This window comes from Oceanobacillus sp. CF4.6 (assembly GCF_051262635.1).
Classification (GTDB): Bacteria; Bacillota; Bacilli; order Bacillales; family Amphibacillaceae; genus Oceanobacillus.
Genome location: NZ_JBIMEX010000001.1, coordinates 97,171 through 120,233, shown reverse-complemented (window position 1 = coordinate 120,233; position 23,063 = coordinate 97,171). Strand labels below are relative to the sequence as shown.

At 36.4% G+C, this 23,063-nt stretch carries 27 protein-coding genes and 1 riboswitch; of the genes, 26 read left to right on the top strand and 1 reads right to left on the bottom strand.

Annotated elements, in window-relative coordinates; genetic code table 11:
- The first annotated feature begins 186 nt into the window (after positions 1-186).
- The 11 genes from ACHABU_RS00685 to ACHABU_RS00635 all read left to right on the top strand — a co-directional run bounded on the left by ACHABU_RS00685 (position 187) and on the right by ACHABU_RS00635 (position 8,637).
- A complete protein-coding gene (locus ACHABU_RS00685) occupies positions 187-1,356 on the top strand; it encodes a D-alanyl-D-alanine carboxypeptidase family protein (protein ID WP_435761237.1) in 1,170 nt (389 codons plus the stop codon).
- Positions 1,357-1,462: 106 nt separating this feature from the next.
- Entirely contained in the window at positions 1,463-1,816 is a 354-nt protein-coding gene (spoIIAA, locus tag ACHABU_RS00680; protein WP_379495377.1) for an anti-sigma F factor antagonist, read from the top strand.
- Positions 1,813-2,253, top strand: a complete 441-nt coding sequence (spoIIAB, locus tag ACHABU_RS00675; protein ID WP_435761234.1) for an anti-sigma F factor — start codon at positions 1,813-1,815, stop codon at positions 2,251-2,253. Before spoIIAA ends, spoIIAB begins: the two co-directional genes overlap by 4 nt.
- A gap of 10 nt (positions 2,254-2,263) precedes the next feature.
- The gene (sigF, locus tag ACHABU_RS00670) at positions 2,264-3,022 is read left to right on the top strand and encodes an RNA polymerase sporulation sigma factor SigF (protein WP_435761232.1); all 759 of its coding nucleotides are present in this window, start codon (positions 2,264-2,266) and stop codon (positions 3,020-3,022) included.
- Positions 3,023-3,166: 144 nt separating this feature from the next.
- On the top strand, positions 3,167-3,766 hold the full coding sequence (locus tag ACHABU_RS00665; protein WP_435761230.1) for a stage V sporulation protein AA: 600 nt from the start codon (positions 3,167-3,169) through the stop codon (positions 3,764-3,766).
- Positions 3,763-4,191, top strand: coding sequence for a stage V sporulation protein AB (locus tag ACHABU_RS00660; RefSeq protein WP_435761228.1), 429 nt, complete (start codon positions 3,763-3,765; stop codon positions 4,189-4,191). Before ACHABU_RS00665 ends, ACHABU_RS00660 begins: the two co-directional genes overlap by 4 nt.
- Before the next feature lie 18 nt (positions 4,192-4,209).
- Positions 4,210-5,685: a spore germination protein gene (locus ACHABU_RS00655; RefSeq protein WP_435761226.1), complete on the top strand. Its 1,476-nt coding sequence runs from the start codon at positions 4,210-4,212 to the stop codon at positions 5,683-5,685.
- A gap of 88 nt (positions 5,686-5,773) precedes the next feature.
- Positions 5,774-7,081 (top strand): diaminopimelate decarboxylase, encoded by a 1,308-nt coding sequence (gene lysA / locus ACHABU_RS00650; protein WP_435761224.1) that lies wholly within the window; start codon positions 5,774-5,776, stop codon positions 7,079-7,081.
- A gap of 83 nt (positions 7,082-7,164) precedes the next feature.
- Complete coding sequence (locus ACHABU_RS00645) at positions 7,165-7,602, top strand: peptidylprolyl isomerase (protein ID WP_435761222.1); 438 nt, start codon at positions 7,165-7,167, stop codon at positions 7,600-7,602.
- A 33-nt stretch (positions 7,603-7,635) separates the two neighbouring features.
- Positions 7,636-8,082: a site-2 protease family protein gene (locus ACHABU_RS00640; protein ID WP_435761220.1), complete on the top strand. Its 447-nt coding sequence runs from the start codon at positions 7,636-7,638 to the stop codon at positions 8,080-8,082.
- Positions 8,083-8,277: 195 nt separating this feature from the next.
- A complete protein-coding gene (locus tag ACHABU_RS00635; RefSeq protein WP_435761218.1) occupies positions 8,278-8,637 on the top strand; it encodes a GNAT family N-acetyltransferase in 360 nt (119 codons plus the stop codon).
- A 107-nt stretch (positions 8,638-8,744) separates the two neighbouring features.
- Here ACHABU_RS00635 and ACHABU_RS00630 read toward each other — a convergent pair whose 3' ends face one another.
- Entirely contained in the window at positions 8,745-8,828 is an 84-nt protein-coding gene (locus ACHABU_RS00630) for a YjcZ family sporulation protein (protein ID WP_435762322.1), read from the bottom strand.
- A gap of 146 nt (positions 8,829-8,974) precedes the next feature.
- Here ACHABU_RS00630 and ACHABU_RS00625 point away from each other — a divergent pair, with 146 nt between their 5' ends.
- The 15 genes from ACHABU_RS00625 to ACHABU_RS00555 all read left to right on the top strand — a co-directional run bounded on the left by ACHABU_RS00625 (position 8,975) and on the right by ACHABU_RS00555 (position 22,998).
- Positions 8,975-9,715, top strand: a complete 741-nt coding sequence (locus ACHABU_RS00625) for a segregation/condensation protein A (RefSeq protein WP_435761216.1) — start codon at positions 8,975-8,977, stop codon at positions 9,713-9,715.
- Positions 9,716-9,717: 2 nt separating this feature from the next.
- Positions 9,718-10,311: an SMC-Scp complex subunit ScpB gene (scpB, locus tag ACHABU_RS00620; protein ID WP_435761214.1), complete on the top strand. Its 594-nt coding sequence runs from the start codon at positions 9,718-9,720 to the stop codon at positions 10,309-10,311.
- A 160-nt stretch (positions 10,312-10,471) separates the two neighbouring features.
- Entirely contained in the window at positions 10,472-11,578 is a 1,107-nt protein-coding gene (locus ACHABU_RS00615) for a D-alanyl-D-alanine carboxypeptidase family protein (RefSeq protein ID WP_435761212.1), read from the top strand.
- Positions 11,575-12,159, top strand: coding sequence for a nucleoside recognition domain-containing protein (locus ACHABU_RS00610; protein WP_435761210.1), 585 nt, complete (start codon positions 11,575-11,577; stop codon positions 12,157-12,159). The genes ACHABU_RS00615 and ACHABU_RS00610 overlap by 4 nt, the downstream gene beginning before the upstream one ends.
- 2 nt (positions 12,160-12,161) lie before the next feature.
- Complete coding sequence (locus ACHABU_RS00605) at positions 12,162-12,692, top strand: spore maturation protein (RefSeq protein WP_435761208.1); 531 nt, start codon at positions 12,162-12,164, stop codon at positions 12,690-12,692.
- Between the two features lie 83 nt (positions 12,693-12,775).
- On the top strand, positions 12,776-13,510 hold the full coding sequence (locus ACHABU_RS00600) for a pseudouridine synthase (protein ID WP_435761206.1): 735 nt from the start codon (positions 12,776-12,778) through the stop codon (positions 13,508-13,510).
- Positions 13,511-13,570: 60 nt separating this feature from the next.
- The gene (gene resA, locus ACHABU_RS00595; RefSeq protein WP_435761204.1) at positions 13,571-14,158 is read left to right on the top strand and encodes a thiol-disulfide oxidoreductase ResA; all 588 of its coding nucleotides are present in this window, start codon (positions 13,571-13,573) and stop codon (positions 14,156-14,158) included.
- A 16-nt stretch (positions 14,159-14,174) separates the two neighbouring features.
- A complete protein-coding gene (gene resB / locus ACHABU_RS00590; protein ID WP_435761202.1) occupies positions 14,175-15,812 on the top strand; it encodes a cytochrome c biogenesis protein ResB in 1,638 nt (545 codons plus the stop codon).
- Between the two features lie 51 nt (positions 15,813-15,863).
- Entirely contained in the window at positions 15,864-17,054 is a 1,191-nt protein-coding gene (ccsB, locus tag ACHABU_RS00585; RefSeq protein ID WP_435761200.1) for a c-type cytochrome biogenesis protein CcsB, read from the top strand.
- A 111-nt stretch (positions 17,055-17,165) separates the two neighbouring features.
- Positions 17,166-17,882 (top strand): response regulator transcription factor, encoded by a 717-nt coding sequence (locus ACHABU_RS00580; RefSeq protein WP_435762320.1) that lies wholly within the window; start codon positions 17,166-17,168, stop codon positions 17,880-17,882.
- Entirely contained in the window at positions 17,882-19,648 is a 1,767-nt protein-coding gene (locus ACHABU_RS00575) for an ATP-binding protein (protein WP_435761198.1), read from the top strand. The genes ACHABU_RS00580 and ACHABU_RS00575 overlap by 1 nt, the downstream gene beginning before the upstream one ends.
- A gap of 70 nt (positions 19,649-19,718) precedes the next feature.
- A riboswitch (cobalamin riboswitch) is annotated at positions 19,719-19,890 on the top strand.
- Positions 19,891-20,060: 170 nt separating this feature from the next.
- Positions 20,061-20,489, top strand: coding sequence for a DUF4430 domain-containing protein (locus ACHABU_RS00570; protein WP_435761196.1), 429 nt, complete (start codon positions 20,061-20,063; stop codon positions 20,487-20,489).
- 3 nt (positions 20,490-20,492) lie between these two features.
- A complete protein-coding gene (locus tag ACHABU_RS00565; protein ID WP_435761194.1) occupies positions 20,493-21,008 on the top strand; it encodes an ECF transporter S component in 516 nt (171 codons plus the stop codon).
- Between the two features lie 251 nt (positions 21,009-21,259).
- Complete coding sequence (locus ACHABU_RS00560) at positions 21,260-21,796, top strand: RNA polymerase sigma factor SigX (protein ID WP_435761192.1); 537 nt, start codon at positions 21,260-21,262, stop codon at positions 21,794-21,796.
- Complete coding sequence (locus tag ACHABU_RS00555; RefSeq protein ID WP_435761190.1) at positions 21,793-22,998, top strand: hypothetical protein; 1,206 nt, start codon at positions 21,793-21,795, stop codon at positions 22,996-22,998. Before ACHABU_RS00560 ends, ACHABU_RS00555 begins: the two co-directional genes overlap by 4 nt.
- Positions 22,999-23,063: the final 65 nt, after the last annotated feature.

Genomic DNA, 23,063 nt, shown 5'->3' with positions numbered 1-23,063 from the left:
CTAAGGCATTCCCCAAGCCTTTGGGCGAGTGCCTTAGTTGCACTTATGCAGATAGGAAAGTTTTATACTTTCCTATCTGCCAAGCACACATACGTGTGCTTTTTTTCTCTTTTTCTTTCTTTTCCGGGTATTAAAATACCAATATCAGGCAATCCTTACATTATATTGATTGCTGGAGGTATAACTATGAAAAAGTATATAACATTCTTTACGTTAATGATCGCTATTGCTATTACTGTGCCTTTTTCTGTGTTTGCAGAGGAAAATAATAATGCATTGAAACTTGCCGAAGATGCGAAATCAGCTATTTTACTTGAACAGGATACCGGAGAAATACTATTTAACAAAAATGATCATGAGCAGCTTCCACCAGCCAGCATGACAAAAATAATGACCTTACTTCTAATCATGGAAGCGTTGGAGGAAGGCAAGCTTAACAAGGAAGAGATAATTCGAGTAAGTGAACGCGCTGCATCTATGGGTGGATCACAAATTTTCTTGGAGGCTGGGGAAGAAATGTCAGTAAATGATCTCCTTAAAGGGGTCGCAATAGCTTCCGGAAATGACGCCAGCGTCGCACTTGCAGAAACAATTTCTGGAAGTGAAGAGTCCTTTGTAGAAGAAATGAATAAGAAAGTAAAGGAACTGAATTTAGAAAATACGAAGTTTCAGAATACAACTGGACTGCCTGCTGAAGATCATTACAGTACCGCCTACGATATGGCTATTATTGCAAATGAATTATTAAAATATGAAACCATAACGGAATATACTTCTGTGTATGAGGATTATTTAAGAAAAGGGCAGGACAATGAGTTTTGGCTCGTAAACACGAATAAACTTGTCCGTTTCTATCCGGATGTCGATGGATTAAAAACAGGCTATACGAATGAAGCAAAATATTGTCTGACCGCTACTGCAGAAAGAAATAACATGCGAGTTATAGCTGTTGTTATGGGTGCGGAGTCACCTAAGGAAAGAAATGCAATGGTATCCGGTTTACTGGACTACGCATTTAACCAATTTGAAACCAATAAGTTGTTTGATAAAGATGAAAAAATAACAGAAGTACAACTTTTAAAATCTAAGAAGCGAAGCATTGACATTGTATCCAACCAATCAGTGAGTACTCTCCATAAAAAAGGAGAAACCGAAAAGGATATCACCACTGAGATTGTGCTTGAGGAAGATTGGGATCTCCCAGTTAAAAAAGGAGAAGAAGTCGGTAAACTTTATGTGAAAGATGGAGAAAAAATCCTGTCAGAAGTTCCACTTACGGTTGAGGAAGATGTGGAAAAGGCTTCCTATTTATCTTTATTAAAAAGAACCATGCAAGAAATGGCGAAAATACGCTGATTACTTCTAATTTTAACGATTAACCACTTCTTTTGTTGTATAGCAGGATTTTGACCTCCAAATGAAGAATTAGATGTATGACAGTTCTTATAGAGGAGGAAGATACATGGGATTACATTCAATGTTCGATGTAAAAGGGGATGTCTTAATCGTAAGACTTTCCGGTGAATTAGATCATCACGAATCAGAGGCATTACGAAATCAATGGAAAGATATGCTTTATTCCAATCCCGTAAAACATATTATTTTAAATTTGGAAGACGTTTCATTTATGGATAGCTCCGGGCTTGGCGTCGTTCTGGGAAGGTATAAGGAAGTCATTCAATTAGGAGGAGAGATGGTTGTATGTTCAATCTCTCCGCCAGTGAAACGTTTGTTCGAAATGTCTGGTCTATTTAAAATAGTCAGGTTGGAGGAGAATGAGGAATTTGCCTTAGCGACTTTGGGGGTGGCTTCATGAAGAATGAAATGTCTCTGGAGTTTTCCAGTGTAAGTGAAAACGAAGCTTTCGCCAGAGTAACAGTGGCTTCATTTATTACACAGCTTGATCCGACGATGGATGAATTAACAGAAATTAAAACCGTCGTTTCTGAAGCAGTGACAAATGCTATCATTCATGGATACAACAACGAAGCAAATCATAAAATTTTCATAACCTGCATTCTGCAAGATGGCGAAATTGAGTTAGCCATCAAAGACCACGGTATCGGGATAAGCGATATCTCAGAAGCTCGTCAACCCTTATACACGTCCAAACCTGAAATGGAAAGATCAGGAATGGGATTTACCATCATTGAAAATTTTATGGATTCTGTTGAAGTCATATCATCCCCTGACAAGGGGACTACCGTTTATATGACAAAGCAGCTTTCCAAAACGAAAACAGTTTATAACTGAGGATGCTGCCATGAAAGTAAACGTTAAAAAAACTCGTCAGAAGGAACAGCTGTCGGATGAACAAGTAAAGGACTATATATTCAAAAGCCAGCAGGGTGATAAAGAAGCACGAGATATTTTAGTAGAAAAGAATATTCGACTCGTTTGGTCTGTTGTTCAACGATTTATTAATCGAGGATATGATCCAGACGATTTATTTCAGATTGGAAGTATCGGTTTAATTAAATCCATCGATAAATTTGACCTTTCCTATGATGTTCGTTTTTCCACATATGCTGTACCGATGATTATCGGAGAAATACAACGTTTTATCAGGGATGATGGCAGTGTTAAAGTCAGTCGTTCTTTGAAGGAAACAGGAAATAAGATACGTAGGAAAAGGGATGAACTAACAAAAGACTACGGGAGATCCCCCACTATTACAGAATTAGCAAATGCACTGGAAATATCACCGGAAGAAGTTGTACATGCTCAAGAAGCTGCAAAGTCTCCACAATCGATATATGAAACGGTTTTTGAAAATGATGGAGACCCAATCACATTACTGGATCAGATCGCTGATCAGGATTCAAAATGGTTTGATAAGTTGACTTTACAGGAAGCGATTAGAAGTTTAACTGAAAGAGAGAGATTAATTGTATACTTAAGATACTATAAAGATCAAACGCAGACAGAAGTAGCTGACAGATTGGGGATATCACAAGTACAGGTTTCCCGTCTTGAAAAGAAAATATTAGAGGATATGAAGAAAAATATGGACTCATCCTAGACCATATTTTATTCTTCCTTCTAATAAACCACTAAATTATGAATCATCACAGTTGTGATGATTTTTTTTTGCTTTTAAATGATAAAATTTCTCCTTCTGGCAAATACTACGATTAACAGTCTGATTGAAAAGGAAGTTTTTTCAGTGACAGAAATTATTTATCTTCGCATGAAAAAGAGAATCGAATTAAGTACACGGAGGCAAGTGTATCTTAAAGATATAGCATATATTTCTGCTGCACCGGATTATAAAAAGAAACTTATGGAAACTTCAATTTATCGGATTACAAAAAAGGATAAAAATATTGTAATAATAGATAGTTTCCTGATTATTGATCATTTAACTGCTCTGAATCAGGGTATAGATATCCAACTTTTAGGTCCCGAACAGACAATCATTCAAATCATGGAGAAAAAAAAGCCGGTTAATGTCTGGATTGCAGCTTTTGTTTGGTTATTGCTTTTCATTGGGACAGCCATGACGATTATGAATTTTCATTACGATGTCAGTATGCAGGAGGTACAACAAAAACTGCATTTTATACTCACTGGTCAAGAAAATGAATTTCCATTATGGATTCAAATACCATACTCCTTTGGTTTAGGCATCGGAACACTGCTGTTTTTCAACCATTGGTTCAATAGAAGATTTAATGAAGAACCCAGTCCATTAGAAGTCGAAATATACAATTACCAGCAGGATCTTAACAATTACTTAAATCAACATGAAAACAAGCTGAAATGATACAAACTTTTCTGATTAACCTCGTTCAAGTTCTCATTGGATTTAGCGGAGGTCTTGCTGTTGGGGCTGGGTTTGTTGCGTTTATTACTGTATTGGGTATCATTCCAAGGTTGATTCAATTAAGTAGGACAGAACCACTTATAAAGGTATATAGTGCAAGTGTTATTCTGGGACTTATGATTGGGACTTACTTTTCTTTTGCAGATGTTTCTCTTCAGCAGCCTGTTTTTGCATTAATGATCTGGGGAATATTGCATGGAATCTTCAATGGGATGTTGGCAGCTGCTCTTACTGAAGTACTGAATGTATTTCCAATTTTATCCAGAAGAATCCGTATGGAAAATTATTTATTACTCTTATTAATGGCAATCGTATTCGGGAAAATTTTCGGTTCTTTATTTCAATGGACTTATTTTGTAAGGTAAAACGATGGGGGTAAGAGAATGCCAAAAACAAAAAGTAACCACATCATCTCCGCCAGTATACAGGATAATCAAGCATACATGGAAGAAAAACTTGGAATGGGAAGTTCGTTTGATATTGGCTTCCGTGAACTAATTATTCTGAAGCAAAAAGTTCAGATTTATTATGTTACCGGATTATGTGATACTTCTGTAATACAAGAATTGCTAAAAAAGCTTGTTGAAATTAACGATGTAGAAACCAATACACGAAAACTGCCAGAAATAATCGAAAACCGTTTGGTACATCAGCAAGTAAAGGCCGTAAAAACAATGGATGAAGCAGCAGATGAAATTCTTTCTGGTTTAATCGGAGTTTTTATCGATGGCGAAAAATATGCACAAATCGTTGATGTCAGAAACTATCCAGGGAGAAGCCCAGAAGAACCCGATACAGAAAAAGTCATTCGAGGATCAAGAGATGGATTCACTGAAAATATTATTGAAAATACTGCTTTAACGCGCAGAAGATTACGTGATGAAAGGCTGCGCAATGAAATGATGAAAGTAGGAGAACGTTCAAAGACTGACGTTTGCATCAGTTATTTACAGGATATAGCTGACGATGGTCTGATCGATTTAATTAAAGAACAAATAGAAGCTATCGAAATCGATGGGATTACGATGGCAGAAAAAACAATCGAAGAATATATCATTAATCGTAAATGGAATGTCTATCCACTTGTTCGTTATACGGAAAGACCGGATGTAGCTGCTAGCCATTTACTAGAAGGACATGTGCTCATTTTTGTGGATACTTCACCAAGTGCCATTATTCTTCCAACTACTTTCTTCCATCACTTGCAGCATGCTGAAGAATACAGACAGGCGCCATCCATTGGAACATTCATTCGTTTCATTAGATACATGGCTGTTTTTGCTTCCATGTACTTACTGCCATTATGGCTTTTATTTGCACTTGATTCAACTTTGCTCCCATCAGAGCTCAGTTTTATTGGGCCGAATGAGGAAGGAAATGTACCAATATCCTTTCAAATTATACTTGCACTTTTTGGTATCGAATTCTTAAGAATGGCTGCTATTCACACACCAACCCCTTTATCCACAGCTATGGGATTAATTGCAGCAGTACTAATTGGCCAAATAGCTATTGATGTAGGATTGTTTTCACCTGAGGTCATTCTATATGTTTCAATAAGTGCAATAGGTTCTTATGTAACCCCAAGCTATGAACTGAGTGTTGCAAATAAATTAATAAATATCTTTTTTGTATTATTTGTCGGATTATTTGAATTGACTGGATTCGTCATAGGAATGGTAGTCCTTACCTTATTTCTGGTCAATATAAAATCACTTAAAACACCGTATCTATGGCCGTTCTTACCTTTTAATGCGAAAGCAATGCTTCATATTATCTTAAGAATACCGGTTCCATACACAAACAGTAGACCCAGCATTGTTCATCCTCGAAATAATTATAGACAACCGATAAAATGAGCTAATGATAGTTAGCTCTTTTGTTTTTAACTTTAATATGGTAAAGTGTTTTTATTATTTAAACAACATAGTGGGGGAACAAAATATTATGATAATCGATCATCATCCATTTCAAGTTAATCGTAACGGCCATCTTGAAATAGGTGGCATGGATACGTTAGAGCTTGCTAAAAAATATGGTACACCGCTTTATGTTTATGACGTTTCCATCATCCGCCAGAATGCAAGGGCTTTTGTTAATACATTCAAAGAAATGAATGTGAAAGCAAAAGTGGCATATGCAAGCAAAGCCTTTTCCACCATTGCCATGCTTCAAGTTGCAAAACAGGAAAACCTCTGCCTGGATGTCATTTCCGAGGGCGAATTATACACAGCATTGAAAGCAGATTTTCCAAGAGAACGAATCCATATGCATGGAAATAACAAAAGTCATCAAGAAATAAAGATGGCCATTGAAAATAATATCGGATGTATCGTTATAGATAATCTACTTGACATTAAATTAATCGAAGAAGAGTTAACAAGGCAAAATAAAACGATTGATGTACTTTTACGCGTTACTCCCGGTATTGAGCTAAAAACACATCAGTATATTATGACTGGGAATGAAGATTCCAAATTTGGCTTTAATCTGCAAAACGGACAAGCTAAAGAAGCATTTAACCTGCTTAACCAACACGATACCATTAATCTAAAAGGACTACACTGCCATATAGGTTCCCAGATTTTTGAAACAGAAGGATTTCGGGTAGCAATAGATATTTTGTTTGATGAACTCTCTAACTGGTATTCTGAATATGATTTTATTCCTGAGGTTCTCAATTTGGGTGGAGGTTTTGGGATTCGCTATACAAAAGAGGATGAACCATTACCGCACAGTGATTATGTAAGAGTTAGCGTTGATGCAGTTAAGAAACATTCAGAAGCATTACAAATCCCTATGCCAGAGATCTGGATAGAACCCGGAAGATCAATCGTAGGCAATGCTGGCATTACGCTCTATACAATCGGTGCTATCAAAAACATTCCGGGTGTCAGAGAATATGTATCTGTCGACGGGGGAATGACTGATAATATAAGACCTGCACTGTATCAGGCAAAGTTTGAAGCAGTAATTGCAAATAATCCCAATGCAAAAGTGACCAATGAAGTGTCTATCGCAGGAAAAGCATGTGAATCCGGTGATATGCTCATATGGGATCTACCAGTTCCAAAGATTAATTACGGTGATATTCTTGCAGTTTTTTCCACTGGCGCATACAGCTATTCGATGGCAAGCCATTATAACCGATTGCCAAATGCTGCGGTTGTCTTTGTGGAAGACGGAGTGGATAAGTTAGTCGTTGAAAGAGAAAAATTTGAGGATGTTGTTAAAAATGACTTATCCTATGAATAGGGTTACGCTGACTTTCTTTCAAATCTAGACAATTAATGATAAAATTAATGATGCCTTAAATAAATGAACAAGGGGATGTACATATGTCTAAAACAGGATATATTTTAATGGAAAATGGAAATAAGATTGAATTTGAACTTTATCCAAACGAAGCTCCAAATACGGTTGCTAACTTTGAAAAACTGGCAAATGAAAATTTTTATGATGGGCTAACCTTTCACCGCGTTATTCCAGGTTTTGTTAGTCAGGGTGGATGTCCTACAGGTAACGGTACAGGAAATGCAGGCTATACGATTAAATGTGAGACAGAAGGGAACCCTCATAAACATCAAGAAGGGTCTTTATCAATGGCGCATGCAGGAAAAGATACAGGCAGCAGCCAATTTTTTGTTGTCCATGAACCCCAGTCGCATCTAAATGGTGTGCACACTGTTTTTGGACAGGTTACTTCTGGAATTGAACATGCCAAATCCATGAACAATGGCGATGTGATGAAAGAAGTTAAAGTAGTTTCAGAATAACCATTCATCATGGCTGATTCTAAGGTAGCTTAGATGGATATGTATTTAATTGTCTACCTTATACTTGTCATTGCACCACTGACCACCCTGATACATGAACTTGGACATGTATCAGGGTCCTTAATTGTAAAGGCAGATTATATTCAACTGACTATGGGCTATGGAAAGAGACAAATTACTTTTAACTTTAACCAAATAAAATTTATCTTTTATCCATTTTATTTTATAGGTGGCTTTACCACGAGTGATCGGGATAAGCCATACAAAAATTCGGAAATTATTTGGGTTACCATTCTAGGCCCGGTATTCAATGCAATAACCGCTTGGATAAGTTACTATGCATTTGAATTTTATCCAAGTGATTTTCTACAGTTACTCTTTTGGTTTAACATTTGGATGGCTATTGTAAATATCATTCCTTTTAAAATCAATGAAAAGCAAACCGATGGATTTACCATTCTTAAATTGATGATAAAATAAGCGGTATTTCAAAAGTAGTATGATTACTTAAAAAATTGTCAATAATTGTAAAATGCGGTATATTTAAAGATGTATATTTGACAAAAGGCCTCAATAGTGCAATAAATAGATATATACTTTTTTACAGGTTAATGACATTTTTGAGTTAGACAGATTATTTAACCAATCAAATGTGTTTAGTAATGAGGGGTAATTATGTTAATTCGTTATAAGAAAAATTTAGAAAAGATTGCAATGGGTTTATTGTCTTTTATGCCGGAAGAAAAAAAGGACGTAAAGAAGTTGCAGCAAACCATTAAAGAGTACGAAACCAATGAAAATTGGCATCTTCATCTATGGAAAGAAGAAGATGTACTCGGAGCTGTTGGCGTGCGGATAGAAGATGGTCTAAATGCTGTTATCCAGCACGTGTCCGTAAACCCTTCCCACCGGAATACTGGTATCGGCAAAAAGATGATTAATGAAGTTAAACGTCATTATCAGAATAAATATGCAGTCAGTACTACAGATGAAATAGAGGATTTTTATAACAAGTGCACAGAAGTGGCAGATTAAACCACAACCGGTGAGAACCAATAAAAAACCAGCCCTTATCCTGTAAGGGCTGGTTTTCATGTTTAGTGGTGCTCTACTTCAATCTATATACGTTTACGGGTTCAACTTTAGAACCAAGCAGCACCGACGATGATCAAAAGAATGAACAAAACAACAATTAAGGCAAAGCCTCCGCCATAACTATGACCCATTATAAACTTCCTCCTTTTTCTTCATTACATAAATGTTCTGTGGTAACATTTATCTTACGTTATAGCTTATGTCATCATCTACTCCCTTGTATGGGCGCTTAACTAAACTTTAATTACTTTGAAACATAAGAGAGGATGAAACATCAATGAATCAAGCATATCAGGTGAAATTGGATGCATTTGAAGGGCCGCTTGATTTATTGCTCCATTTAATCAATCATTATGAAATTGATATTTATGATATCCCAGTTGCTCAAATAACGAAACAATACATGGAATACATACATGCGATGCAAAGCCCGGAACTTAATATTGCCAGTGAGTACTTAGTCATGGCGTCAACGTTGGTAGCTATTAAAAGCCAAATGCTGCTGCCTAAACAGGAAATAGACATAGACCAGGACGAGGAATATATGGAGGACCCCAGAGAAGAATTGATGCAACGACTCATAGAGTACAGAAGATTTAAAGAAGCAGCAGAGACACTAAAAGAAATGGAAAATGAGTCGAATCAACTATTTACGAGGCCACCAGTTGTTTTCCAAGATTTAGCTCTAGAAAAATCCCCTGTCGTTCAAGGAGATCTATCCATCTATGATATGATCGGAGCCCTCGGGAAAATGTATGAGCGAAAAAAATGGAATAAACCACATGATACAACGGTCCAACGTATGGATATTCCCATAGGAAAAAGGATGCAGGATGTATTAAGTAAAGTACGGAAATCAACAAATGGAATTGAGTTTGATCAATTATTTCCTTACCCTACACGCACACATATAGTAGTGACTTTTATTGCCATATTGGAGCTTATGAAATCCAAGGAAATATACTGTAAACAAACGAAGCATTTTGATGCATTGTATATATATTGTATGGAGGAATAACTGTGGAAATTGATGAATTAAAAGCCATTGCTGAGGGTCTGCTTTTTGCCAGCGGTGATGAGGGTATTACAATGAAACAACTATGTAGAATAATGGATATTCCAGATTCTGCTGTTCAACACATTATTGAAGAATTGAAATATGATTATGAGCGAAAAGATCGCGGTCTAATGATTATGCAATCTCATGAAGTCCTTCATTTAACGACGAAGCCAGAACACAGTAATTATTTTAAAAAGTTATTGGAGCTTCCACAAGCAAGCAGAATGTCACAGGCCGCACTTGAATCTTTGGCTATTATAGCTTATCAGCAACCAATAACGAGGACAGAAATAGAAGAAATTAGGGGAGTAAAGAGTGATAGACCAGTACAAACCCTTCTGTCCAGATCACTGATCGAAGAGATTGGTCGAAAAGATAGTGTTGGAAGACCTATTCTTTTTGGGACAAGCAAAGATTTTCTGACATATTTCGGTCTGACATCACTGGAAGAACTTCCACCATTGCCTGAGTCTACGGAAGAGAATGAGGAAGCAAATGAATCAGATTTATTTTTTGAGAGATTTAATGATGAAATGAGTAAGAACCATGAATAAAATCAATCCTTACACTTTTTGTGTAAGGATTTTTTAATTGGGAAACTTAGAATGTTTCTACTAATCTCCTTGCTAAACGTGGTAACAATAAATCATTTATTCATAACAGCAAGTCCCGTGCATAATATATAAAGACATCTTTTCCGGGAGGCTTAGAAAAATGCGTTTTTTAATCTTATTCGTACTATTGTTGTTAATCAACCTCGGTTTTCCCTTGGTGGGACAAGCTATGCCTGGAGTCTCAGCAAACAATGCCATTTTAATTGAACAATCTACTGGAAGGGTACTATTTGAAAAAAATTCAAATGAGCAAGCGAATATAGCTAGCATTACAAAAATAATGACGGCAATTATTGCTATTGAATCCAAAAAAATGGATCAGATGGCAAAATCTTCTAGAAAGGCGATTTATACGGAAGGTTCTTCCATTTACCTGGAACAAGGGGAAAAGATGAAATTAGAGGATCTTGTATACGGTTTAATGCTCAGGTCTGGAAATGATGCAGCTATTGCAATTGCTGAACATGTTGGAGGAAGTGAAGAAGGATTTGTTTTCTTAATGAATGAAAAGGCACAATGGCTTGGAATGACAAATTCACATTTTGATAACCCACATGGTCTTGACTCGGAAACACATTTTTCTAGCGCATATGATATGGCTTTACTTATGCGTTACGCGATGGAAAACAATGTGTTTAAAAAAATTACTTCTACTGAAAGCTTCAAATCTGATAATAGGTCTTACGCTTGGCAAAATAAGAATAAATTACTCACTCAATTCTATGAATATTGTACAGGAGGCAAAACCGGTTATACCAAGCTGACTGGACGAACATTGGTAAGTTCAGCTGAAAAGGATGGTATGGAATTGATAGCCGTGACACTTGATGCTCCTGATGATTGGAGGGATCATACTTCCATGTTTGAATGGGGGTTTGACAATTACAACATGGAATCAATTTCTGAGGAAGGGTCCGTTAAATACCTAATAGATGAAAGTAACCAAACGGTAAATGGTTATTTACGGAACCACATTCTATATCCTTTAACCACGAAAGAAAGTAGATTACTGTCTGTTAAAAATTATTTATTGACCGATCAAAACATAGAAAATCACGAGAAAATTGGAAAAACCGTTTACTTCTTGGACAATAAGCAAATTTTAGAGACAACTATTTTCAAAGAACCACCCATAAAAAAAGAAGATCACTTTGGGAAGCAACTAAAATCTGTTTTCCTAAAAACACTAGGGATTGAGATTGAATGATTAATATTATTTGGGCTTGTATGGCAATCGTAGGAATTGTATTCGCCATGTTCAATGGAAAAATGGAAGAAGTGAACCAGGCAGTATTCGATAGTGCTGGTGAAGCTGTTACACTTTCCATTGGTTTAATCAGTATTTTAGTATTCTGGCTAGGGATCATGAAAATTGCAGAGAGTGCAGGTATTTTACTGGCCCTCACAAAATTATTCAGACCACTTATCATACGACTGTTTCCAGAAATCCCAAAAGACCATCCAGCCATTGGCTATATATTATCCAATATTACTGCTAATTTATTTGGATTAGGTAATGCAGCGACACCCATTGGAATTAAAGCAATGGAACAAATGAAGCAATTAAGTGGAACAGATACTGCTTCTAGGTCAATGATTACATTTTTAGCATTAAACACTTCTGGTCTCACATTAGTACCAACGACTGTAATCGCAATTCGAATGCAATATCATTCCGTTTCGCCAACAGAGATAGTAGGAACTACCATACTGACAACCTGTATTTCTACAGTAAGTGCTATTTTAATTGATCGTTTTTACTATTACAAAAGTACTTGGGGGAAATAATTATGGGAATGGTTACATCAATTAGTACGTGGATTATCCCTTGTTTTCTATTAATCGTATTATCTGTCGCTCTTGTTAAAAAGGTACCTGCATATGAATTATTCGTAGAAGGAGGAAAGGAAGGTGTCAAACTGGCATTTTCTTTGCTTCCTTTTTTAGTTGGGATGATTGTAGCTATATCGATCCTTCGCAGTTCTGGCGCAATGGAAGCGTTCATTCATTTAATATCACCATTTCTTTATTTCATTGGAATACCACCGGACATTATTCCGCTTGCGCTTATCAGACCAATATCAGGAACGGCAGCTTTGGGAATGACTACTGAATTAATAGCTACGTTCGGACCAGACTCATTTATCGGCAGGCTCGCATCGACTATGCAGGGAAGTACTGACACAACCTTGTATGTTTTAACGGTCTATTTCGGAGCAGTTGGGATTAAAAAAATGAGATATGCATTGAAAGTCGGCCTTTTAGCAGACCTAATTGCTATACTTTCATCCATCATTATTGTTAAAATGGTATTCGGATAGGGAATAAAACTAGCGTTAATGTAAAGTTAACGCTATTATTATGTAGATTATGTAAAAAATAATAAGTAAAGCATGGTGATATAATGACAACAAATGGAGAAAGACTTCAGAAGGTAATCGCTCAAAGTGGAATAACGTCCAGAAGAAAAGCAGAACAACTGATTATAGATGGTAACGTTAAAGTAAATGGTAAAGTTGTAACTGAGTTAGGAACAAAGGTTACAGGAGATGACAATGTTGAAGTTAACGGATTTCCATTGGAAAAAGAAGCATCTGTTTATTATATGTTGTATAAGCCCAGGGGAGTAATCTCAAGCGTAAAGGATGACAAGGGTAGGAAGGTTGTCATCGACTTAATGGAGGGTGTAAGTGAAAGAGTATTTCCTGTAGGCAGGCTGGATTATGATACGTCAGGAATTCTGATTTTGACAAATGACGGAGATTTCGCGAATCTGTTAATGCATCCCAAACACGGCGTAGAAAAAGTATATGTAGCTAAAATTAAAGGAATACCTGATAAAAAAGAGCTTGGACGACTTAAACGGGGCGTAAAAGATGAAAAAGATTTGCTTAAGGCAGCAAATTATAATATTCTTTCATCCGACAAAAAGAAAAATACAATGATTATTGAATTGACTTTACAGGAAGGTAAGAACAGACATGTTAGAAGAATGATGGAACAATTAGGCTACCCTGTAATGAAATTGAAAAGGGAAAGATACGGCACACTAACATTAGATGGACTTAAGCCAGGTAAATATCGTCCTCTTACGCCGAAAGAAATCAAACAGATTCGCAACTCTGCACTAAAATTGTAAAAAATTAGTCAAAATTTACCCTTTACTCAGATGATATAATGGCGAGGGGAGTGATTAATTTTGAGTCTGGAACAGAAAAAAATGGCCAAGCAGAAGAAAAAAAGAAATCGTCTACTATTTAGAACAGCAATCCTAGCAGTCTTAGTGGCTGCAGTTGTCTTTACGCTTGTTTCCAATTTACAAAAGGATAATACAATATATCAAGTTGGTGATGAAGCACCGGATTTTCAACTTAAACAAATCAGTAATAATTATGATGCAGAAACCGTTCAATTAAGTGATTTTGAAGGAAAAGGTGTAATGTTGAATTTCTGGGCAACCTGGTGCAAACCATGCGAGGCAGAAATGCCTTACATGCAGGAATTATATCCAGAGTACAAAGAAAAGGGAGTCGAAATTGTTGCTGTAAGTCTCGACGGTACGGAGCTAGTTGTTGACCGTTTTATTGATAAATATGATCTGACGTTTGCTATCCCTCATGATAAATTGGGAGAAATCAGAGATTTATATAAAGTTGGTCCGATACCAAGCACTTTTTTTATTAATCCTGAAGGAGAAATAGAGGATGTTGTTAATGGTGCGCTAACATTAGATCGACTCGAGGGACATTTGCAAGCAATACAGCCAAGTGTTGAAGAAGCATCATAAATCGTGGGGGATTTTAATGAATAAAATAAAATGTGAATGTGGACATATTAATCCCGAAGGCACCGTTTTATGTGAAGCATGCGGGAAGCCTATAGAAGGGAACCAGCATATTGATGGAAACGATGGTAACAAACTGCTCAACATGCGCTATGATGGCACTGCACGTCGTTCACAAACGTATAATAAATCCATCGTCGACAGAATATGGAGTTTCTTTTCCTCAGTTAAAGTAGGAGTCTGGTTAATTGTTATTGCGTTAGTTGCGTCAATGATCGGAACCATCTTCCCGCAACAAATATACATACCTGAGGATGCAGTATCACGCGATCCTGCAATTTTTTATGAAGATCGTTACGGCATACTAGGGCTTATCTATTATCAACTGGGATTTCATAACTTATACAGTTCCTGGTGGTACATACTCTTAATTGCTTTAATCGGTATTTCGCTTGTTATCTGTAGTTTAGATAGATTTGTTCCATTATATAAAGCGTTAAAAAGGCAAAAAGCACAACGTCATGAAACATTTCTAAACAGGCAGCGCTTATATAGCGAAACGGAGAACGTATCCAAACAGGATATCGAAACAGTTCAAGATAATTTAAAAAAGGCACGATATAAAGTCAGAAATGAAAATGGCCATATTCTTGCTGAAAAAGGAAGATTTTCCAGATGGGGTCCATATGTGAACCATATTGGTTTAATTATTATCCTAATTGCGGCTATTTTACGTTCTACACCTCTGATGTATACAGATGAGTACGTCTGGGTCAGGGAAGGAGAACAAATTGTTATTCCTGGTACCAATAGTAAATACTACATCGAAAATAAAGACTTTATTATGGAAACACATGATGAAGATGATGAACGGTTTACGCAGGCGATTCAGCAAGAAGGCGTAGTACCGAGTAACTTTCAGACGGATGTCATTATCTATCAAGCTGGGGATACTGCAGTCGCCGGAGCTGAAACTGAACTCCAACCAATACTTGAAGATTCCATTCAAATGAATAAACCAGCAAAATTCGATAGATACACACTATACCAATCCGGATATCAAGTGAATGAATTTCATAATATGACCTTTAAAATTCATGAGACAGAGGATACAGATGAAACATCATTGGGCTCATTTACTATTGATTTAACGAATCCAGAATCTGTCTATGAACTCGATAATGGATTTCGTGTGATGATAGATCAATATTATCCAGATTATTTTATGGATGACAATGGAATTCCAGCATCAGAAACTAATTATCCAAGGAATCCAGCATTCGTATTAATGGTATATCCTCCAGATAGTGACAATCCTGAAGTTAGCTTTCTTGGTATTGGAAAAAATATAGATGCGACTGGAGAGAATGAATTTAAACTCGCAATTGAAGATTTTGAAATGCGTGATGTCAGTGGCCTTACACTAAGAGTAGATAATACATTATGGTTCTTTAGTATTGGTGCAGCCATATTTATGATTGGTGTTATCCAAGGAATGTATTGGCAGCATCGCCGAATCTGGATTCATCCGAAAGGTAATGGGCTCTTGATCGCAGCCCATGCCAATAAAAATTGGTTTGGCCTCAATAAAGATATTGAAAAATCAATAGAAAATACATCCATTAACATGGTTAAAGACCAGCAGGAACTGGAATAAATTTGCAAATATAATCTCAGCAGATTTATTCTAGATAAGGAGGAGATTATGATGGACTTGCTTAATATAAGCAGTACAATGCTTTATTCCGCATTTATTCTCTATCTGATTGCAACATTTTTCTTTGGGGCAACAATCAGACAGAATAAATCTGAAAAAAGAAAGAAAACCAAAGCAGGTACGATTGGAATAACAATAACCATAATCGGATTTGTAGCACAACTTGTATACCTTATTACAAGATGGATTGCTAGCGGACATGCACCAGTAAGTAATATGTTCGAATTTATGACATTTCTCGGAATGTGTATGGTCCTAGGGTTCATAATCCTTTATTTCTATTATAAATTAACGTATCTTGGGCTATTTGCACTTCCTATTGCAATGATTATCATTGCTTATGCTAGTATGTTCCCAACCGATATCTCACCATTGGTACCTTCATTGCAAAGTCACTGGTTGTACATACATGTAACAACCGTTGCTTTAGGTCAAGGTATCCTTTTCATCAGCTTTGTGGCAGGGATTATGTATTTAATTAGACAAATCGATCAAACTGTTAGAAACCAAAAGAATGTTTGGCTCGAGATTGTAATTTATACAATGTTCTTATTTATTGGATTTATCGTCATTACTTCCGCTTTCAATGTCATAAATTACAATGCGACTTTCGAATATCAGCAAGGGAATAGCATGGTCACAACAGACTATCAGTTACCTGCAATTGCAGGACCAATTGATGGAACCCTTCTGACAGAAGGAGTCATGGAACCATTGTTTGAGACACCATCCTGGATGCAAGGAGCAGATTCTGGAAGCAAGTTTAATACCGTAATCTGGTCTATTCTTACTGGTTCTATTCTATATGGTCTTGTCAGATTGTTTACACGTAAACGGATTGCTGCAAAAATCCAACCATTGCTTAAAAATATAAAACCGGATTTGTTGGACGAAATAATGTACCGCTCAGTTACAATTGGTTTCCCAATATTTACATTAGGTGGCATAATTTTCGCTTCCATCTGGGCCCAAATTGCTTGGGGTCGTTTCTGGGGCTGGGATCCGAAAGAGGTTTGGGCACTGGTTACTTGGCTCTTTTACGCTGCTTTCCTACACTTGCGCTTATCAAGGGGATGGCATGGTGAAAGATCAGCATGGCTAGCGGTAGCAGGATTCGCCATTATCATGTTTAACCTGATTGTTGTTAACCTAGTGCTTGCCGGTCTTCATTCATACGCTTAGACTTTTCATTACAGAACGGGGTATCATAATGATACCTCGTTTTTTATACATTTATCACAATATGGTTTATAATCTACTTTAGAGATTAATATAGGGGGAGCTAACATGGACATGGATTCAAATGCTAAGATTTTGGTTGTAGATGATGAAGAAAGAATTCGCAGACTTATTCGCATGTATCTTGAACGTGAGGATTATATCGTAGAAGAAGCAGAAAATGGAAAGGATGCCTTGGAAAAGGCTTTAAATAATGATTATAATGTGATTATCCTAGATATTATGATGCCTGAAATGGACGGGATTGAAACTTGTCAGGAACTAAGGAAGGAAAAAGACACTCCTGTGATTATGCTGACTGCAAAAGGCGAAGAAGGAAACCGCGTGCAGGGTTTTGAAGTTGGAGCAGATGATTATATTGTAAAACCATTCAGTCCAAGGGAAGCGGTATTACGTGTGAAGGCCTTATTAAGAAGAGTATCTTCATCCTCTTTTCACGAAGTGGACACTTCTTCAAAAAATATCATGGTATTTCCACATATTACGATTGATGATGATGCGCATCGAGTTACTGCAGATGGAGAGGAAGTTAGTCTAACTCCTAAAGAGTATGAATTGCTTTGTTTTCTTGCCAAATCTCCCGATAAAGTATTTAACAGGGAGCACTTATTAAAAGAAGTTTGGCAATATGAATTTTTTGGTGATCTTCGCACAGTGGACACACATGTTAAACGACTGCGGGAAAAATTAAGTACCGTTTCCAAATCGGCAGCTAAAATGATTGTGACTGTTTGGGGAGTTGGTTATAAATTCGAAGTTGATGATGCATAATGTTTTGGAAAAGTGTAGTAGGTAAACTTTCGTTAACTATTTTATTGCTGGTTGCTTTTGTATTATCTATTTTGTCTGTATTTCTCATGCAATTCTTTGAAAATTTCCATATACAAGAAGCGGAAAATGAAATGATGCAAACGGCTACAAAAATTTCTTCATTGGTTGAACGGGGGCAGGATAGAAATTTCATTGAAGAAATGACAGAGATGCTGAAAGACCCAACTAGCCGCATCGCAATTATCTATAGTGAAGAGGATATTTGGCTTTCTACCAGCAGCGATGATGATTTAGTTTCCGAAGGCGATGAATGGCTTGAATCCAGGAAAGAAGTAAATGAAGTAATTGAAAAGCAAAACAAAATCCAAAAGCAAATTAATCTTCCGGAACAAGATAAAGAGATTATTATCGTTGGATCGCCCACCGAAAATGGTGGTGCAATTTTTGTGTTTCAATCTCTTGACATCATAAATCAAACCAAGGCAGAAACAACGAAATTAATTTTACTCAGCGCAGGTATTGCTATTATGCTTACTGCCTTTTTTGCAGTATTTCTATCTACTAGAATAACATCACCTTTAATTAAGATGCGCGAAGCAGCCTATGATCTTACAAGAGGTGAATTTAATACAAAGGTTCCAGTACTGACGCATGATGAAATCGGAGAACTTGCTGTAGAGTTCAATCGAATGGGAAGACAGCTAAAGTTTCATATTAATGCTTTACGTCAGGAGAAGGAACAATTATCCAGTATCGTTAGTTCGATGGCAGATGGAGTAGTTACTCTCAATCGGAAGGGAGACATTCTGGTCATAAATCCGCCTGCCCAGAAATATATCGATGGATGGTATTTTGAGAATGATGTTGTAATGAATGAGAGTCGAAAACTTCCAACAGAACTTCAAGAAGCTTTAAAAGAAGTCATCGATGGGGAACAGGCAGTTTTAAGAGAGATCAGTCTTCAAGGAAGAAATTTCGTAATGCTGATGACACCTTTATACGACCAGTCCTATGTAAGGGGTGCTGTAGCTGTCATTCGTGATATGACAGAAGAAAGACGTTTGGATAAATTACGAAAAGATTTTATAGCCAATGTTTCACATGAGTTACGCACTCCAATATCCATGCTTCAAGGTTACAGTGAAGCAATTGTCGATGATATTGCCGATACAAAAGAGGAAAAAAATGAGCTGGCCCAAATTATTCACGAAGAATCGTTACGAATGGGTCGACTCGTTAATGAACTGCTTGACCTTGCACGTATGGAATCAGGCCAAATTCACTTAAACGTGGAAACGTTGGGTATTGAATCCTATATCAAACGAATTGTAAATAAATTCAAAGGTCTCGCTTCTGATAACGAGATTGATCTTACACTAACAATGAACGTTGACTTTCCAAATACCAGTTTTGACCCTGACAGAATTGAGCAAGTGTTTACCAATCTTATCGACAATGCGATTAGGCATACTTCGAAGGGCGGGACTGTCCGGGTTGCAGTAACAAACAAACCGGAGGAATTTTATGTGGAAGTGAATGATAGCGGCAGTGGGATTCCTGAAGAAGATTTACCGTTTATTTTTGAGCGATTCTATAAGGCTGATAAATCCAGAGTACGGAGTAAAGAAAAGAAAGGTACTGGACTGGGTCTTGCCATTGCTAAGAATATAATTGATGCACACAAAGGGACCATCCAAGTAAAAAGTAAACTAAATCAAGGGACTACTTTCAGTTTCAAATTACCACAGAATCATGAAAATATTTAAAGTTTTAAAGCTTTTCTATTTAATTTTCTTATGCTATGATAACTTTGTATTGGAATTGAATCGTATAATATAATTGAATATTGTTATTGGTATTAAAGGGAATCCAGTGGAAGTCTGGAACTGTCCTCGCAACTGTAAATGATTACGAAATAAGCAATCCACTGTATGGTAATCCATATGGGAAGGGCTTAAAGTAGGTTTGAATCATAAGTCAGTAGACCTGCCAATAGACAATTGTTTCAATGCTTCGAGGGTATAAGCGATTGAGACATACAAATACATAAGCATGGTAACAGCTATTATTATTTGTTTGTCTTTAATCCGCCTGAACTACTTAAAGGCGGACTTTTTTTATACTTTTATAGAATACAGATTAATTCCAGTAACATGAATGCAAAAGGATGGGGAAACAATGAAAAAATGGATTTTGCAATTAGCAGTAATCTTGATGACAGTAGGTTTATTGATTGGATGTTCATCTGAGAATAACACCGAACAAAATACTTCAGTAAGTACAAATGAAACTTCTGATTCCGAAGAGGTGGCTGAGGATTCTGTTCGAATTACGATTTCGATAAATGAAGGAGAGGAATTCGTAACTGAGCAGGAGATTGCGATTGAAGAAGGCGATATACTGATGGATGTTATGGAGAAAAATTTCTACATTGAAACAGACTTTGATGGTGCATTTATTACATCAATTGAAAGAGTCGAAGCAAGTGATGAGGAACAAACCGCTTGGATGTTCTTCGTTAACGATGAAATGCCAACTGTAGGGGCTAACGAATACGAACTTTCTCCTGGTGATATAGTTGTTTTTGATTTACAATCCTGGGAATAGACGATGAACACATATAAGATTACAATCATAGCTTTATTGGCTGCTATAGCAATTGCAGGAAGATATGTGTTCCAGTTTATTCCAAATGTTCAACCAGTAACTGCACTGATTATAATATGCGGCATTATACTCGGCCCTTTATCAGCAATACTCTTAGCGATTGTGACAACCTTTCTTTCCAACATGCTTATGGGGATGGGGATATGGACATTATGGCAAATTATTTCATGGGGTATCATTGGTGTTTTAAGCGGTTTATTGAGTAAAATATTTAAACGTGTACCTCTATTTATCACGGTGCTTTTCGCGGTATTCAGTGGATATCTGTATGGTTTTGTCATATCATTAACCAATTATCAAATAACTGGACAATTTTGGCCTTATTACATTGCAGGTCTTCCATTTGATACAAGTCATGCTATTGGTAATGCAGTGTTTATTATTCTCTTATACCCAATTATGTCTCATTTATTTAGTAACTATGCTGTTAAGAGATTTACAATCAAGAATACCAACTGATTTGCAGTTGGTATTCTTTTCTTTATCTACTTCAATTTCGCATCAATAAAATGTGTATCTCCATGCCAACTAATTCTACCAAGCATCTTTTCAATTTTACTCTGCAAAAGTTGAGTTACCTATTATAATATAGTTCCGTGAATCATGGCTTACATACACTTCCAGTAGGTTGCGCTTTTATTACAAACCATATAGTATGATTGTAACCTTTTTATATGAATAACGACTATATAGTTGAACGGAGGGTCTCCATGAAGGCCATTTTCGATAAGTTATATGATAACTATCATCAGGATCTGTTCCAGTACATTTTTTACATGGTGAAAAAGAAAGAAACGACTGAAGATCTTATTCAAGAAGTATATATTAAAGTATTAAAGTCTTACCCAAACTTTAAGGGGGAGAGCAGTGAAAAAACATGGCTCTTTTCTATTGCAAGACATGTTACATATGATTATTTCCGTTATTTGAAGAGAAAAAGAAGTAGAATCATCGACCTTTTTGACTGGGCCGAAAAAGGTGAATCCATTCCCGATGAAAATGATTTACCTGAGGAAATAGCTATTAAAAATGAGCAGATGAAGCAAATCTATAGATATCTTGACAAATGTACAATCGATCAAAAAAGTGTATTAATTCTAAGATACCTGCAATCCTTCTCTATTCAGGAAACAGCTGAAATACTTAATTTTAGTGTGAGCAAAGTTAAAACAACACAGCATAGAGGTCTAAAAACATTAAAAAAGCTCTTGCTTGAACAAAACGAGAAAGAAGGAGATGCTCAATGAGGCAAATAGATAAAGAACAACAGGAAATCATTGATAGGTTACAGGAAATGCCTGAAATAAAAGATGATACAGAAAAAAATGTATTATACCACCGCATCTCCTCAAGCCTTACGGACCCCTCACCAACAAAAAAGAGACAGAAAAAGCAAAAACTAATCCCCGTTCTGGCAACCATGATGGCCGTGGCTTTCATTATTATTATTCCAGTTATGTTGAATAACGACAATCTGGTGGGCCAAAATTCTGAGCAGTTTTCTGATGTCGATCTAGCAACAAATGTTGAAAAATCTGAGGGTTCCAGACTAATGGAAAGCTCAGATGAGGACCAGTTGGAAATGGGAAGCGAAGAATCTGTTGTACAAAACTCTGAAATAATGGATGAAATAAAAGTTCCTAATGATGATTCGTTGGAAAGCTATGTCATTCAGGAGTCTAATGAACCAATGAAAATTGTCTATGCTGCATTATCAGACCTTCAACAGCAATATATCATACCTATTTCGTTTATCGTAAGCGGCAACGCCAATCTAAATGAATATTATAATGAACTAAAATATTATATAGACAATGAAGAATGGGCTACAAATGAATATATGCTAAATAATGCCTCTATTGAGCTAAATGAATCCGAAGTGCTGATTGAACTTGGAGATAAATTTTCGATTGGGGAAGGCTCAACAAACGCCTATCTTTTTGAAAAGATGCTTTCCGCTATGTTCACGCCGTATGGTATTAATAAAGCAGTTTTTCAATCGGATGCCAATGGAGTTGAGCTTGGTCCATATGGTGTTATTGAGGAAATTTTATTAAATAAAGAAGAAAAATTAATATACAAACGTTACAATAATCAATTTTTAGTTCCCATACCAAATTTAAACCTGTCCATTCAGGATGCACTAGCCGAAATGAAAATAGAACAGGCAGAGTTCAATATCGATCAAACAATACCAGAAGAAGTTCAATTTACCGTCGATTCATCTAAGAACCTGCTCACATTAACATTGGATGAAGGTTCAGTTTCCCAAAATGGGCAAGAAGAAATGACCATGATTGAAGCTATACTTATGACCGCTAAAAGCTATGGGTATCAATCTGTTCAATTTATAAATTTTCCATTTGATCAAATCGGTAAATACAACATTTCTGACCCGATTCCTGTACCTGTTGCTGCAAATCCAATTGATATAAGAAATGAAGAATAGTAAAAAGTGTTTTTGAAAAATATTTTTCAAAAACACTTTTTAAATGTATACTATATACTAGGAAT